12 protein-coding genes are annotated in these 15500 nt (G+C 70.0%); 5 read left to right on the top strand and 7 right to left on the bottom strand.

Going from position 1 to position 15500, the window contains the following annotated elements; translation table 11 throughout:
- Positions 1-44 precede the first annotated feature (44 nt).
- Positions 45-1157 (top strand): 3-deoxy-7-phosphoheptulonate synthase, encoded by a 1113-nt coding sequence (locus LCHO_RS12590; protein WP_012347542.1) that lies wholly within the window; start codon positions 45-47, stop codon positions 1155-1157.
- A gap of 63 nt (positions 1158-1220) precedes the next feature.
- Here LCHO_RS12590 and LCHO_RS12585 read toward each other — a convergent pair whose 3' ends face one another.
- From LCHO_RS12585 to dapC, 6 genes are all read right to left on the bottom strand, one after another.
- Positions 1221-1412: a hypothetical protein gene (locus tag LCHO_RS12585; protein WP_012347541.1), complete on the bottom strand. Its 192-nt coding sequence runs from the start codon at positions 1410-1412 to the stop codon at positions 1221-1223.
- 98 nt (positions 1413-1510) lie between these two features.
- Positions 1511-2470 (bottom strand): 50S ribosomal protein L3 N(5)-glutamine methyltransferase, encoded by a 960-nt coding sequence (gene prmB / locus LCHO_RS12580; RefSeq protein ID WP_012347540.1) that lies wholly within the window; start codon positions 2468-2470, stop codon positions 1511-1513.
- Positions 2467-3615 (bottom strand): succinyl-diaminopimelate desuccinylase, encoded by a 1149-nt coding sequence (gene dapE, locus LCHO_RS12575; protein WP_012347539.1) that lies wholly within the window; start codon positions 3613-3615, stop codon positions 2467-2469. Before dapE ends, prmB begins: the two co-directional genes overlap by 4 nt.
- 47 nt (positions 3616-3662) lie before the next feature.
- Positions 3663-4877 carry a PilT/PilU family type 4a pilus ATPase gene (locus LCHO_RS12570; protein ID WP_012347538.1) on the bottom strand — a complete coding sequence of 405 codons (1215 nt, stop codon included), beginning with the start codon at positions 4875-4877 and terminating at the stop codon, positions 3663-3665.
- Between the two features lie 31 nt (positions 4878-4908).
- Positions 4909-5733, bottom strand: a complete 825-nt coding sequence (gene dapD, locus LCHO_RS12565) for a 2,3,4,5-tetrahydropyridine-2,6-dicarboxylate N-succinyltransferase (RefSeq protein WP_012347537.1) — start codon at positions 5731-5733, stop codon at positions 4909-4911.
- 50 nt (positions 5734-5783) lie between these two features.
- On the bottom strand, positions 5784-7007 hold the full coding sequence (gene dapC / locus LCHO_RS12560) for a succinyldiaminopimelate transaminase (protein ID WP_012347536.1): 1224 nt from the start codon (positions 7005-7007) through the stop codon (positions 5784-5786).
- Positions 7008-7067: 60 nt separating this feature from the next.
- Here dapC and smc point away from each other — a divergent pair, with 60 nt between their 5' ends.
- Both smc and LCHO_RS12550 read left to right on the top strand, forming a co-directional pair.
- Positions 7068-10580: a chromosome segregation protein SMC gene (smc, locus tag LCHO_RS12555; RefSeq protein ID WP_012347535.1), complete on the top strand. Its 3513-nt coding sequence runs from the start codon at positions 7068-7070 to the stop codon at positions 10578-10580.
- Positions 10581-10638: 58 nt separating this feature from the next.
- On the top strand, positions 10639-11751 hold the full coding sequence (locus LCHO_RS12550) for a cell division protein ZipA C-terminal FtsZ-binding domain-containing protein (protein WP_012347534.1): 1113 nt from the start codon (positions 10639-10641) through the stop codon (positions 11749-11751).
- A gap of 22 nt (positions 11752-11773) precedes the next feature.
- Here LCHO_RS12550 and LCHO_RS12545 read toward each other — a convergent pair whose 3' ends face one another.
- Complete coding sequence (locus LCHO_RS12545) at positions 11774-12277, bottom strand: acyl-CoA thioesterase (protein WP_012347533.1); 504 nt, start codon at positions 12275-12277, stop codon at positions 11774-11776.
- Between the two features lie 98 nt (positions 12278-12375).
- On the opposite strand from LCHO_RS12545, the gene LCHO_RS12540 reads away from it, so the two are divergent.
- Both LCHO_RS12540 and LCHO_RS12535 read left to right on the top strand, forming a co-directional pair.
- A complete protein-coding gene (locus LCHO_RS12540; RefSeq protein WP_012347532.1) occupies positions 12376-13125 on the top strand; it encodes an MBL fold metallo-hydrolase in 750 nt (249 codons plus the stop codon).
- Positions 13126-13130: 5 nt separating this feature from the next.
- A complete protein-coding gene (locus tag LCHO_RS12535) occupies positions 13131-15497 on the top strand; it encodes an ATP-dependent DNA helicase (RefSeq protein ID WP_012347531.1) in 2367 nt (788 codons plus the stop codon).
- Positions 15498-15500 lie beyond the last annotated feature (3 nt).

Raw genomic sequence — 15500 nt, 5'->3', positions numbered from 1 at the left:
CCGTGCGCCCGGGCGCCGTTGACGGCGGGAGACAGGAATTCAAGATGGTGGACGACTGGCAGCATGACCACGAAGCGGGCCGACGTGCCCCCTCGACCGACGACAGCACGCGCGTCGACGACGTGCGCATCAGCGCCGTGCGGCCCCTGATCTCGCCGGCCGTGCTGCTCGACGAACTGCCGCTGCCGGCGGCCGCCGAGGCGCTGGTGGAAACCTCGCGCGATGCGCTGGCCCGCGTGCTGGCCGGGCGCGACGACCGGCTCATCGTGGTGGTCGGGCCGTGCTCGATCCACGACCACGACCAGGCGCTGGCCTACGCGCGCCTGCTGCGCGCCGCGGCCGAGCGGCTGGGCGACGACCTGCTGATCGTGATGCGGGTGTACTTCGAGAAACCGCGCACGACGGTGGGCTGGAAGGGCTACATCAACGACCCGCGGCTCGACGACAGCTTCCGCATCAACGAGGGGCTGCGGCGCGCCCGCGAACTGCTGCTGGAGATCGTCGGGCTGGGCCTGCCCGCCGGCACCGAGTTCCTCGATCTGCTGAGCCCCCAGTACGTCGCCGATCTGGTGAGCTGGGGCGCCATCGGCGCACGCACCACCGAGAGCCAGAGCCACCGCCAGCTGGCGTCGGGCCTGTCGTGCCCGGTCGGCTTCAAGAACGGCACCGACGGTGGCATCAAGGTGGCGGCCGACGCCATCGTCGCGGCGAGTGCCTCGCATGCCTTCATGGGCATGACCAAGATGGGCCAGGCGGCGATCTTCGAGACCCGCGGCAACACGGATTGCCACGTCATCCTGCGTGGCGGCAAGCAGCCGAACTACTCGGCCGCGCATGTCGAGCAGGCCTGCACGGCGCTGCGCGTCAACGGCCTGCGCGAGCAGGTGATGATCGATTTCTCGCACGCCAACTCCGAGAAGCAGCATCGCCGCCAGATCGACGTCGGCCGCGACGTGGCCGCGCAACTCGCCGCCGGCGATCGCCGCATCACCGGCGTGATGATCGAGAGCCACCTGCATGAAGGCCGCCAGGATCTGGTGCCGGGCCAGACGCTGCGCCCGGGTGTGTCGATCACCGACGCCTGCATCGGCTGGGACGACACCGCCGCGCTGCTCGACACCTTGGCCGAGGCGGTGCGGGCGCGTCGCGGCCGCTGAATGACAAAACCGCGCTCAAGGCGCGGTCTCGTCAAATCGCCACCCTTTCGGGCGGTTCGGCACTCAGGCGTTGGGTGGCGTGGTGCCCGGTTCGGCTGCGGCGCCTTCAGCGCCTTCGCTCGGCTCGTCATGCGCCGGGGCGTTGGGGTCATCGCTGCGGTTCGGCGTGGCCTTGCGTTGGCGCTTTTCTTCGTTCTTGCGCTTCTTGGCCAGCTCGCGCTGGCGCTTTTCGTAGGAATAGTTAGGGGTCGCCAAAAAAGCTGCTCCTTGCGATGCGGGGATGGCAACAGGTCAGGTGCCTGCTGCTCGACCCCCTAGGATAAGCGATCGCCGACCGCCTTCGCGGCCGGCCCTCAGGCCGCGAGCACGTCTCGCGGCAGCAGCAGGACCTGATCCGAGCCGGCACTGGTTTCCAGCCAGATGGCGGGCAGGCGCGGAAAGGCCGCTTCGAAGTGCGCACGCTCGTGGCCGATCTCGAGCACCAGCACGCCGTGCGGGGTCAGATTCTTCGGCAGATCGGCGAGCAGCGCACGGATGAAATCCATGCCGTCGGCGCCACCGGCCAGCGCCAGCTCGGGTTCGGCCTTGAACTCCGGCGGCAGCGCTGCCATCGACTGGGCGTTGACGTACGGCGGGTTGCACAGGATCAGGTCGTAGGGCCCGTTCACGCTCTTGAGGCCGTCGCTGTGCAGCAGCGTGATGCGCTCGCCGAGTTGGTGGCGCTGGACGTTGATGCGGGCGACGTCGAGCGCATCGTGCGACAGGTCGGCGCCGTCGACCACCACGTCCGGGTAGGCCATCGCGGCCAGCACGGCCAGGCTGCCGTTGCCGGTGCACAGGTCGAGCACGCGCCGGGTCTGATCGCTCAGCCAGGCGTCGAGCATGTCGCCGTACTGCGGGTCGCCCAGCAGTTCGGCGATGAACGAGCGCGGCACGATGCAGCGTTCGTCGACATAGAACGGCACGCCCTGTAGCCAGGCCTCGTGGGTCAGGTAGGCAGCGGGTTTGCGGCTGGCGATGCGCTCCGCGATCACTGCCTCGACACCCGCCACGTTGGCGGGCGACACCGGCGAATCGGCCACTTCGTCGTAGGCGTCGAGCGACAGGCCGAGCTTCCACATCGTCAGCCAGGCCGCTTCGTCGCGGGCATTGGTGGTGCCGTGGCCGAAGGCGACGCCGGCCTGCGTCAGTCGCGTGCTCATCGCCTGCACCAGGGCGTGCACGGTCGTGGTGGTCGAAGTGGTCGCGTCGATGGCGGGGGCGACTGCGGCCGATCCGGCCTGATCGGCCGGTGATGGACTCGTGGGGTTCATGCCAGCATCGCCTCCAGCGTGCGTCGATAGATGTCTTTCAGCGGCCCGAGGGCGGCCACCTCGCAGTGTTCGTCGACCTGATGGATCGTCGCGTTGACCGGGCCGAACTCGACCACCTGCGGACAGATCTGCGCGATGAACCGCCCGTCCGAGGTACCGCCGGTGGTCGACAGCTCGGTGCGCAGGCCGGTGACCGCGGTGATCGCCTGGCTGAGCGCGTCGGTCAGGCTGCCGGGCCGGGTCAGGAAGGGCCGCCCGCCCAGGGTCCAGGCGATGCGGTGCTCGAGGCCGTGGCGATCGAGCAGCGCGTGCACCTGCTGCTGCAGGCTCTCGGGCGTCGATTCGGTCGAGAAGCGGAAATTGAAATCCACCACCAGTTCGCCGGGGATGACGTTGGTGGCGCCGGTGCCGGCGTGGATGTTCGACATCTGCCAGCTGGTCGGCGGGAAGTGCTCGTTGCCGTCGTCCCAGCGCTGCTGCGCCAGCTCGGCCAGCGCCGGCGCGGCCAGGTGGATCGGATTCCTGGCCAGGTGCGGGTAGGCGATGTGGCCCTGCTGGCCGACCACCGTGAGGCGCCCGGAGAGCGAGCCGCGGCGGCCGTTCTTGATCATGTCGCCGAGCTGGCGCACCGAGGTCGGCTCGCCGACGATGCAGGCGTCGAGCCGCTCGCCGCGCGCGGCCAGCCACTCGCAGACCTTGACGGTGCCATCGACCGCCGGTCCTTCTTCGTCGCTGGTCAGCAGGAAGGCCACGCTGCCGCGGTGCACCGGATGGGCGGCGACGAATTCCTCCACCGCCACCACCATCGCCGCCAGCGAGGTCTTCATGTCGGCGGCGCCGCGGCCGTAGAGCAGGCCGGCGCGGTGGGAGGGCACGAAGGGGTCGCTGTGCCAGCGTTCGAGCGGGCCGGTGGGCACCACGTCGGTGTGGCCGGCCAGCACCAGCGTCGGGCCGTCGCCCTGGCCGCGCCGGATCGCCCACAGGTTGTCGACCCGCGCGTCGGCCGGGCCGTGCGGCAGGGCGTGGATCTCGAAACCGAGCGCCGCCAGGCGGGCGGCGATCAGCGCCTGACAGCCGGCGTCGTCGGGCGTGACCGAGCGCCGGGCGATCAGTTCTTCGACCAGGGAGAGTGTGGGCAGGTGCATCGCGTCGGCGAGGCGGCCGGGCCGCCCCGTTGAAGGGCTCGGTGGAGTCAGTTCGACTTGGTGTTGGTCGGCAACGGCCGCAGCAGCGGGTTGCGACGGCCGCGGTTGGCTTGCGCCGAATGCACGTCGAGCGTGATCTCGGTGAACGACGGGCCGGGTTCGGCCTCGGGTTCGGGCTCGGGCTGGCGTTTGCCGCCGTGCGCCTCGTTCTGCAGCCGCCACAGCAGGTTGGTGGGCGAATCGGAATGGCTCAGGCCTTCCTCGCGCGTCACCAGGCCTTCGGAGATCAGCCGCGCCAAGTCCTGCTCGAAGGTCTGCGAGCCTTCGGCGATCGAGCGCTCCATCGCCTCCTTGACGCCGCCGAAGTTGCCCTGGTCGATCAGCTCGGCGATCAGCTGGGTGTTGAGCAGCACCTCGCAGGCAGGGATGCGGCCGCCGCGGGTCGAGCGCAGCAGGCGCTGCGAGACGATGGCCTTCAGCCCGGACGCCAGGTCCGACATCAGCGCCGGCCGTGCTTCGGGCGTGTAGAACGACAGGATGCGGTTGAGCGCGTGGTGGCTGTTGTTGGCGTGCAGCGTCGACAGCACCAGGTGGCCCGACAGTGCATACGACAGCGCCGCGCTCATGGTCTCGCGGTCGCGGATCTCGCCGATGAAGATGCAGTCGGGCGCCTGGCGCATCGCGTTCTTCAGGCCGATCTGCAGCGACTGCACGTCGCGGCCGACCTCGCGCTGGTTCACCACCGACTTGTAGTTGGTGAACAGGAACTCGATCGGATCCTCGATCGTCAGGATGTGCCCGGCCACCGTGCGGTTGCGCTGCTGGATCATCGACGCCAGCGTGGTGCTCTTGCCGGAGCCGGTGGCGCCCACCATCAGCACCAGGCCGCGCCGCGCCAGCGCGATCGCCGGCAGGCTGTCGGGCAGGTTGAGCGACTCGATCGTCGGCACCTCGGTGGGCATGCAGCGGAACACCGCCGCGATTGTGCCGCGCTGCTTGAAGGCCGACAGCCGGAACGAGCCGACGCCGGGCAGCTGCAGGCCGACGTTGAGCTCGCCGGTTTCATCCAGGTCCTCGAGCTGGGTGTGGGTCAGCATCTCGGCCAGCAGCTGGCGTGTCTGGTTGGGCGCCAGCTGATCCTGGGTCAGCTGCATGATCTGACCGTGGATCTTGATCAGCACCGGCATGTTGGCCGACAGGAACACGTCGGAGGCGCGCTTTTCGGCCATCAGCCGAAGGATGCGCTCCAGATTCTTGGTCATGTTCGGACCCTGCTGTCCGGTGCCGGGCGCTTCAGCCACGAAGCAGGTCGTTGATGCTGGTCTTGGCGCGGGTCTGGGCGTCCACGCGCTTGACGATCACGGCGCAGTACAGGCTGTACTTGCCGTCGGCCGACGGCAGGTTGCCGCTCACCACCACCGAGCCCGACGGGATGCGACCGTACGTCACCTCGCCGGTGGCGCGGTCGTAGATCTTGGTGCTCTGGCCGATGTAGACGCCCATCGAGATGACCGAGTTCTCCTCGACCACCACGCCTTCGACCACCTCCGAGCGCGCGCCGATGAAGCAGTTGTCCTCGATGATGGTCGGGCCGGCCTGCAGGGGCTCGAGCACGCCGCCGATGCCGACGCCGCCCGACAGGTGCACGTTCTTGCCGATCTGCGCGCAGCTGCCGACGGTGGCCCAGGTGTCGACCATCGTGCCTTCGTCGACGTAGGCGCCGATGTTGACGTAGGACGGCATCAGGATCGCGCCGCGGGCGATGAAGCTGCCGCGCCGCGCCACGGCCGGCGGCACCACGCGCACGCCGGTGGCGCGCAGCGCGGCTTCGTCCATGCCGCCGAACTTGCTGGGCACCTTGTCGAAGAAGGTCAGCGCGCCGTCGCCCATCACCACGTTGTCGTTGAGGCGGAAGCTCAGCAGCACCGCCTTCTTGACCCACTGGTTGACCTGCCACTGGCCCACGGCCTGGCGCTCGGCCACGCGGATGCGGCCGGCGTCGAGCTCGCCCAGCACATGGGCAACGGCCTCACGCACGGCAGCCGGGGCGGAAGCGACGGACAGGTTGGCGCGGTCTTCCCACGCGGCCTCGATGACTTGCTGGAGTTGGCTGGACATGATGCGATGTTGTTGGAGTGAGGGAGGGTGGGAATGACGATGGGTGCGGCTCATGCCGGCTCGCGCTGGGCGCGGATGAAGGCGGCGATGCGCTGGGCGGCTTCGAGGCATTCATCCACCTCGGCGACCAGCGCCATGCGGATGCGGCCGGCGCCCGGGTTCACGCCGTGAGCCTCGCGCGCCAGGTAGCTGCCCGGCAGTACCGCCACATTGTATTGACGCAGCAGTTCGCGCGCGAAGGTGGTGTCCGAGCCGCCGCAGACGTCGTCGGGCACGCGGGCCCAGAGGTAGAAGGCCGCGTCGGGCAGCGCCACGTCCATCACCTCGGCCAGCACCGGCGTGACCTGGGCGAACTTGGTGCGGTAGAGCGCGCGGTTCTCGACCACGTGCGCCTCGTCGTTCCAGGCGGCGATGCTGGCGTGCTGCACCGGCGTGGCCATCGCGCTGCCGTGGTAGGTGCGGTAGAGCAGGAAGTTCTTCAGGATCTGCGCATCGCCGGCGACAAAACCCGACCGCAGCCCCGGCACGTTGGAGCGCTTGGACAAGCTGGTCAGCACCACCAGCCGGGTGAAGTCGCGGCCGAGCTGCTGCGCGGCCTGCAGCGCGCCCAGCGGGGGCTCGTCGCGGAACCAGATCTCCGAATAGCACTCGTCGGACGCGATCACGAAGCCGTGCCGGTCGCTCAGCTCGAACAGCCGCGCCCACTCGTCGAGCGGCACCACCGCGCCGGCCGGGTTGCCGGGCGAGCAGACGTACAGCAGCTGGGTGCGGGCCCAGGTGGCCTCGTCGATCTGGTTCCAGTCGGCGGCGAAGTTGCGCGCCGGGTCGCTGTTGGCGAACACCGGCGTGGCGCCGCCCAGGTAGGCCGCGCCCTCGTAGATCTGATAGAACGGATTCGGGCAGACCACCACCGGGCCGCCGCGATCGGCGTCGCGGGTCGGGTCGATCACGGTCTGCGCCAGCGCGAACAGCGCCTCGCGCGAGCCGTTGACCGGCAGCACCTCGGTGGCCGGATTGACGCTGACGCCGTAGCGGCGTTGCACCCAGGCGGCGCAGGCGGCGCGCATCTCGGGCAGGCCGGCGGTGGCGGGGTAGGCGGCCAGGCCGGCGAGCGTGGCGCTGAGTCTGTCCTTCAGGAACTGCGGCGTGGCGTGCTTGGGCTCGCCGATGCCCAGGCTGACCGGTCGCAGGGCCGGATTCGGCACGATGTCTTGCATGAGCGCGCGCAACCGCTCGAACGGATACGGCTGCAGGCGTGAGAGGAGCGGATTCATGGGCCGGCATTATCGGCGCGGGGGGCGCCGCTATCATCGCGCCCGCCTTTCCCGAGCCCTATGCGACTGAATTCGATCAAGCTTTCCGGCTTCAAGTCCTTTGCCGAGCCCACCCATTTCCAGCTGCCCGGCCAACTGGTCGGCGTGGTCGGCCCGAACGGCTGCGGCAAGTCCAACATCATGGACGCGGTGCGCTGGGTGCTGGGCGAGAGCAAGGCCAGCGAGCTGCGCGGCGAGTCGATGCAGGACGTCATCTTCAACGGCAGCGGCAACCGCAAGCCGGCCAGCCGTGCCAGCGTCGAGCTGATCTTCGACAACGCCAGCGCGCGCGCCGGCGGCCAGTGGAACCAGTTCACCGAGATCGCCGTCAAGCGCGTGCTCACCCGCGACGGCACCAGCAGCTACTACATCAACAACCAGCCGGTGCGCCGGCGCGACGTGCAGGACGTCTTCCTCGGCACCGGCCTGGGGCCGCGCGCCTACGCCATCATCGGCCAGGGCACCATCAGCCGCATCATCGAATCGCGCCCCGAGGAGCTGCGGCTGTTCCTCGAAGAGGCCGCCGGTGTCTCCAAGTACAAGGAGCGTCGCCGCGAGACCGAGAACCGCCTGAAGGACACGCGCGAGAACCTGACCCGCGTCGACGACATCCTGCGCGAGCTCAACAGCAACCTCGAGCGCCTGGAGGCGCAGGCCGCGGTGGCGCAGCGTTACCGCGGACTGCAGGACGCCGGCACGCTCAAGCTGCACCAGCTCTGGTTCCTGAAACACCGCGACGCCACCTCCGAGCAGGACCGCGTGCGCGAGGCGGTGCTGACCGCCACCAACGCGCTCGAATCGCGCCTGGCCGAGCTGCGCCACGTCGAGGCCGAGCTGGAGGAAGTGCGCCAGCAGCATTTCGGCGCCAACGACGAGCTGCACGCCGCCCAGGGCGCGCTGGCCGAGGTGTCGATGGAGGTGAGCCGGCTCGAGGAGCGCATCCGCCATGTCGTCGAAGGCCGTGCCCGCGCGCAGCAGCGCCTGGCCGACAGCCAGGCCCAGAACGCGCAGTGGACGCAGCGCCGCGAGCAGGCCGAGACCGAGCTGGAGACGCTGGCCGACCAGATCGCCGCCGCCGAGGAGCAGGGCGAGGTGCTCGCCGCCCAGGCCGAAGACCAGGCGATGGCCTTGCCCGGTTTCGAGGACGCCGTGCGCGCCGCCACGAACACCGCCAACCAGCAGCGCGCCCGCGCCGCCGAGGTGCAGCAGCAGATCCAGCTGCTGGCCGCGCAGTCGCGCAACCTCGACGAGCGCCGGCGCGAGCTCAACCAGCGCCGCGACCGCCTGGCCGGCGAGCGCCGCGGTCTGGTCGCGCCCGATCTCGATCACCTGGCCGGCTTGCGCGCCCAGCTCGAACAGGCGCAGGAACAGCAGGCGCTGGCCGACGAGCAGCTGCAGGAGCTGGCCGCCGAAGTGCCCACGCTCGACGAGCAGCGCCGCCACCAGCAGAACCTCGTCAACAGCGAATCGGCGCGCGCGGCTGCGGTCAAGGCCCGGCTCGAGGCGCTGCGGGCGCTGCAGGAGAAGGTGCAGACCGAAGGCAAGCTCAAGCCCTGGCTGGCCAAGCACGGCCTCGACGGCCTGGCCGGTCTGTGGACGCGCATCCACATCGAGACCGGCTGGGAGACCGCGCTCGAGGCGGTGCTGCGCGAGCGCATCGGCGCGCTTGCCGTCGGCCGCATCGAGACCGTGCGGGCTTTCGAGCTCGATCCGCCGCCGGCCAAGCTGGCCTTCTACACGGCGCCGCTGTCGGCCATCGCCAACAGCCACCAGACGCTGCCGCGGCTGTCGGACCTGCTGCGCCTGGCCGACCCGGGCCTGAAGGCGCTGCTCAACGACTGGCTCGAAGGTGTCTACACCGCCGCCAGCCTGGACGAGGCGCTCGCCAATCGCCAGCGCCTGACGCACGGCGAAGTGATCATGACCGCCGCGGGCCACGCGGTGAGCCAGTTCGCGGTGAGCTTTTACGCCCCCGACGCCGAGCAGGCCGGCATGCTGGCGCGCGCCCAGGAGATCGAGAACCTCGAGCTCGAAGGTCGCGCCCAGGCGCTGCTGTCCGACGAGGCGCGCAGCGCGCTGGTGCGCGCCGAAGCCCAGTACACCGACGCCGCGATGCGCCTGGCGCGCGTGCGACGCGAGGCGCAGGAGGCTCAGACCCGCGCGCACCAGCTGCAGGTCGACGTGCTGCGCCTGGCCCAGCAGGCCGAGCAGGCGACCCAGCGGCGCGACCAGCTCGACGCCGAGCTGCACGAGATCGACGCCAACCTCGAAGAAAACGAGGAGCGCCGCATGACCGGCGAGGCGCGTTTCGAGGAGCTCGACATCGCGCTGGGCACCGAACAGGAGCGCCACGCCGAGCTGGAAGAAGCGGTGATCGCCGCCGATCGCCGCCTGTCCGACGCCCGCGAGAAGCTGCGCAGCCTGGAGCGCGCGGCGCAGGAGGCGCAGTTCTCGGCCCGCGCGCTGGCGGCGCGGCGCGGCGAGCTGCAGCGCAGCATCGAGACCGCGGTGGCGCAGCAGCACGCCAACGCGCACGCCGCCGCGCAGATCGAGGACGAACTCGCCCGCTTCGACGACGCCGCGGCCGAGGGCGGCCTGCAGGAGGCGCTGGCGCTGCGGCTCGAACGCGAGCAGGTGCTGGGCGCTGCGCGCAGCCGCTACGACGACCTGTCGGCGCAACTGCGTCGCGCCGACGAGCAGCGCCTGGCCTTCGAGCGCAGCCTGCAGCCGCTGCGCGACGAGATCACCCGCCTGCAGCTCGAAGAGCAGGCCGCGCACCTGGGCGGCGCGCAGTTCATGGAGCAGCTGCAGGCCGCCGAGGTCGACCTGGCGATGCTCGCCGCCGGCATCGAGGCCGACGCCGTCAAGCTCTACGGCCTGCAGACCGAGATCGACCGCATCAACCGCGAGATCGCCGCGCTCGGCGCCGTCAACCTGGCCGCGCTCGACGAGCTGAAGGCGGCGAGCGAGCGCAAGGGTTTTCTCGACGCCCAGAACGACGACCTGACGCGCGCGATGAACACGCTCGAGGACGCGATCCGCAAGATCGACATCGAGACCCGCGACCTGCTCAAGGGCACCTTCGACCAGGTCAACGAAGGTTTCGGCCAGATGTTCCCGAGCCTGTTCGGCGGTGGCCAGGCCCGGCTGGTGATGACCGGCGACGAGATCCTGGATGCCGGCGTGCAGGTGATGGCGCAGCCGCCGGGCAAGAAGAACAGCACCATCCACCTGCTGTCGGGTGGCGAGAAGGCGCTGACCGCGATCGCGCTGGTGTTCGCGATCTTCCTGCTCAACCCGGCGCCGTTCTGCCTGCTCGATGAAGTGGACGCGCCGCTGGACGACGCCAACACCGAGCGCTACGCCAAGCTGGTCGAGAAGATGTCCGCCGGCACGCAGTTCCTGTTCATCTCGCACAACAAGATCGCGATGGAAATGGCCCAGCAGCTGATCGGCGTGACGATGCAGGAACAGGGCGTGTCGCGCATCGTGGCGGTCGACATGGACTCGGCGCTGTCGATGGCTGAGGCATGATGACGGCCGTTCAAGAACACCCACACGTCCCGGAGCGAGCTCAGGAAATGGCAGCGCGATGAACTCTCTGCAACTCTGGCTGGCGGTGCTCGGCGGCGTGGTGCTGGCGGCGCTGCTGGCACACAGCGCTTGGCAGACCCGGCGTGCCGGCGGCGTGCGCCGCAGCAGCCCCGCACCGGCGCAGCCGCATCAGCCGCCGCGTGAACCGAGCTTCGACGATCCGATGGCGCCGGCCGGCGAGGCCGATGGCATCGCCGCACGCATGGCCGCCGACAGCGGCAGCGGCGTGCCGGGCGAATCGCAGCGCATCGACCCGGTGATCCACCTGCCGGTGCGCCGGCCGATCTACTCGCCGCGGGTCGACGCGCTGATCGACGGCATCGCCAACCTCGCGCTCGAGGGCAATGTCTCGGGCGAGACCGTGCTGCTGCACCTGCCGCCGAGCCGGCGCGCCGGCGGCAAGCCGTTCACCATCGAGGGCCGCCACTCGCTCACCGGCGAGTGGGAGCTGCCGGTGCTCAACACCTGGTACAGCGAGCTGCAGGCCGGCGTGCAGCTGGCCAACCGGCTCGGGCCGATCAACGAGATCGAGTTCTCCGAGTTCGTGCAGATCGTGCAGGCCTTTGCCGACGCGGTGGGCGCCACGCCCGATTTCCCCGACATGCTCGACGTGGTCGCCCGCGGGCGCGAGCTCGACACCTTTGCCAGCGCGCACGATGCCCAGCTGGCGATGCGCCTGCGCTCGCGTGGTGCGGCCTGGCCGGTCGCCGTGGTGGCGGTGCACGCCGCGCGCCACGGTTTCGTGCACGGCGTGACCGCCGGTCGGCTGGTGCTGCCGGCCAGCATCGACGGTGCGCCGCCGATGCTGGCGTTGCAGTTCGACCCCCAGGCCGCGATGGCCGACGACCCGAAGGACGCCCAGGTCAGCGAGCTGACCCTGATGTTCGACGTGCCCCAGACCCCCGCCTACGAAGAGCCCTTCAACGCCTGGTGCGCCGCCGGCCAGGCGCTGGCGATCACGCTCGACGCCCAGGTGTTCGACGACCAGGGCCAGCTGCTGCAGCCTGCGGCCTTCCCGCAGATCGCCGAGGAGCTGGCCACGCTCTACGCCAAGCTCGCCGAACGTGATCTGGCCGCCGGCACGCTGGCGGCGCGGCGGCTGTTCAGCTGAGCCTCGGCGAGCCGCCGCGGGTTCAGAGATCGCTGCCGAGCGCCGGCGCCGACGAACGCACCGCCTCGAAGCGCAGCGCGAACTCCTGGCGCAGCTGCTTGCGCAACTCGGCGGCGGCGTAGCGGCGCCGCTCGTCGGGCGAAAACGGCCGCAGCGCCGGCACCGCCACCGGCTTGCGGTCGTCGTCCACCGCCACCATCGTGAAGAAGCAGCTGTTGACGTGGCGCTTCTCCTGGGTGCGGATGTTCTCGGCGATCACCTTGATGCCGATCTCCATCGACGAGGTGCCGGTGTAGTTGACGCTGGCCAGAAAGCTCACCAGATCGCCCACGTGCACCGACTGGCGGAACATCACCTGGTCGACGCTCAACGTCACCACGTAGCGCCCGGCGTAGCGGCTGGCGCAGGCGTAGGCCACCTGGTCGAGCAGCTTGAGGATGGTGCCGCCATGCACGTTGCCGGCGAAGTTGGCGGTGTCGGGTGTCATCAGCACCGTCATCGTCAATTGGTGGGCGGGCAGATCCATGGGTGATTCCTAGGTCGAAGCTATTCTTGAAGGCGCGCAGTCTAGCCGTGCAAGCCTGCTGTAAGCATGCAATTTCCCCGCCCACCGGAGGCCGAACCATGATCTTCAGGCAACTCTTCGAACCGCTTTCGAGCACCTACACCTACCTGATCGGCTGCGAGGACACCCGTCAGGCAATCCTGATCGACCCGGTGGTCAACCGCATCGACCACGACCTGGCGCTGCTGCGCGAGCTGGAGCTGATCCTGATGGTGACGCTCGACACCCACATTCACGCCGACCACATCACCGCCGCGCTGCACCTCAAGCAGCGTGTCAACAGCCGCATCGGCGTGGCGGCGATGGACCGGCTGCCGTGCGCCGACATCGGCATCGTCGAAGGCCGGCCGCTCAAGCTCGGCAGCCTCACGGTCGAGCCGCTGCACACGCCCGGCCACACCGACAGCCATTTCGCCTTCGTGGCGGGTGAGCGCGTGTTCACCGGCGACGCGCTGCTGATCGACGGCTGCGGCCGCACCGATTTCCAGAACGGCGATTCGGCCGCGCTCTACCGCAGCGTGACCGACAAGCTGTTCGCGCTGCCCGACGACCAGCTGGTCTACCCCGGCCACGACTACAACGGCCGTCGTGTCTCGTCGATCGGCCAGGAAAAGCAGCGCAACCCGCGCCTCGGCCAAGGCCGCTCGCTCGAGGAATTTGCGCAGCTGATGGCCGGGCTGAACCTGCCGTACCCCAAGTTCATCGACCACGCCGTGCCCGGCAACCGCCAGTGCGGCGTCTGCCCGACCGACCTGCCCGAGCAGATGAAGGCCTATTGCCAGACCATGACCGAGAGCCGGCAAGGCTGAGCCGGGTGGCGCAGTACACGGTGGCGGTGCGCACGCTGTGCGAGTTCACCGCCAAGGCCGGTGATCTCGACCTGCGCTTCACGCCGTCGCCCAGCGCGCAGGAGGGCATCGACGGCCACGCGCTGGTGGCGGGGCGGCGCGGGCCGGGGCACGAGGTGGAGATCACGCTGGCCGGCGATTTCGGGCCGCTGCACGTGCGCGGCCGGGCCGACGGTTACGACGCTGCCCGCAACCGCCTCGAAGAAGTCAAGACCCACCGCGGCCGGCTCGACCGCCAGCCCGACAACCACCGCGCGCTGCACTGGGCGCAGGCGCAGACCTACGGCTGGCTGATGTGCCAGGCGCGCGGGCTGGCGCAGATCGAGCTGGCGCTGGTCTACCTCGACGTGGCCTCGCAGCAGGAGACGGTGTTCACGCAGCAGGTGAGTGCCGTCGATCTGTGCCATCAGTTCGAGGCGCGCTGCGGCGCCTTTCTGGCCTGGGCCGAATCCGAACTGGCGCACCGCAGCGCGCGCGACGAGGCACTGAGCGCGCTGGCCTTTCCGCACGCCACCTTCCGCCACGGCCAGCGCGCGCTCGCCGAGGCGGTGTTCAAGGTCGCGCGGGCCGGCCGCTGCCTGATGGCGCAGGCGCCCACTGGCATCGGCAAGACGGTGGGCACGCTGTTCCCGCTGCTCAAGGCCATGCCCGAGCGGCTGGACCGGGTGTTTTTTTTGACCGCCAAGACCTCCGGCCGCGCCCTGGCACTCGATGCGCTGGCGCTGCTGAGCGGGCGACCGGCGTCGACGGCCGAGGCCGCGTCGAGCCCACCCGAGTCCGCCTTGCACACCTTGCCCGCGCGCATCTTCCCGCTGCGCGTGCTCGAACTCGTCGCCCGCGACAAGGCCTGCGAGCACCCCGACAAGGCTTGCAACGGCGAGTCGTGCCCGCTCGCCGAAGGTTTTTACGACCGCCTTGGCGCCGCCCGCCACGCCGCCCTGTCGCTGCCTGACTGGCGGCGCGACAGCGTGCGCCAGCTCGCCGCCCGGCACCACATCTGCCCGTACTACCTCGGCCAGGAACTGGCCCATTGGAGCGACGTGGTGGTGGGCGACTACAACCACTTCTTCGACAGCGCCGCCATGCTGCACGGCCTGAGCGCGCTGCACCGGTGGCGCGTGGCGCTGCTGGTCGACGAGGCGCACAACCTGGTCGAGCGCGCCCGCAAGATGTACAGCGCCGAGTTCGATCCGGCCCGGCTCAAGGCGATCAAACGTGGCGCGCCGGCGCCGCTCAAGAAGGCCTTCGAGCGCGTGCAGCGGCGCTGGAGCGCACTCGCCGCCGAACACCCGCTCGACTACCAGGTGCTCGACGCTGCGCCCGACAAGCTGCTCGACGCACTGCAGCAAGCCACCACCGCCGTGTTCGATCACCTGGCCGAACACCCGATCGACGTGCAGCCGCTGTGGCTGGATTTCTGCTTCGACGCGCTCGCCATCACCCGGCTGGCCGAGTCGTTCGGCGAGCACTCGCTGTTCGATCTGGCGCGCAGCACGCAAGGCGCGCAACCCGGCGTCACGCTGTGCCTGCGCAACGTCGTGCCGGCGCCGTTTCTCACGCCGCGCCTGGCCGCGGCGCACAGCACCACGCTGTTTTCGGCCACGCTGCAGCCGCGCCGCTATCACGCCGATCTGCTCGGCCTGCCCGACGACACCGCCTGGATCGACGTCGATTCGCCCTTCGAGGCGCGCCAGCTCTCGGTGCAGATCGCCCGCCACATCTCGACCCGCTGGCAGCACCGCAGCGCCTCGCTGGCGCCGGTGGTCGCGCTGATCGCGCGTCAGTATGCCGAGCGGCCGGGCAACTACCTGGCGTTTTTCAGCAGCTTCGACTACCTCGAACGCGTGGCGGCGCGCTTTGCCGAGCACCACCCCGAGGTGCCGCTGTGGCGGCAGGCGCGCGGCATGAGCGAGGCGGCGCAGGCGCAGTTCCTGGCGCAGTTCCGGCCCGGCGGTTGCGGTATCGGCTTCGCGGTGCTCGGCGGCTCGTTCGCCGAAGGCATCGACCTGCCCGGCGAGCGCCTGGTGGGCGCTTTCATCGCCACCCTCGGCATGCCGCAGGTCAACGCGGTCAACGAGCAGATCCGCCAGCGCATCGAGCGCCTGTGCGGCGCCGGTTTCGACTACACCTACCTCTACCCCGGCCTGCAGAAAGTGGTGCAGGCGGCCGGGCGCGTGATCCGCACCACCCGCGACCAGGGCGTGGTGCACCTGCTCGACGACCGGTTCGGCCGGCGCGAGGTGAGGACGCTGCTGCCGGCCTGGTGGCAGATGGATGACGGCGTCGGCGGGTCGGATGCCGCGTCAAATTTGGCCCCGATGCGCATCGGCTGACGG

This window comes from Leptothrix cholodnii SP-6, assembly GCF_000019785.1.
Taxonomy (GTDB): domain Bacteria; phylum Pseudomonadota; class Gammaproteobacteria; order Burkholderiales; family Burkholderiaceae_C; genus Sphaerotilus; species Sphaerotilus cholodnii.
Note: the sequence above shows the minus strand (reverse complement) of the source record. Positions and strands in the feature narration are given on the sequence as shown.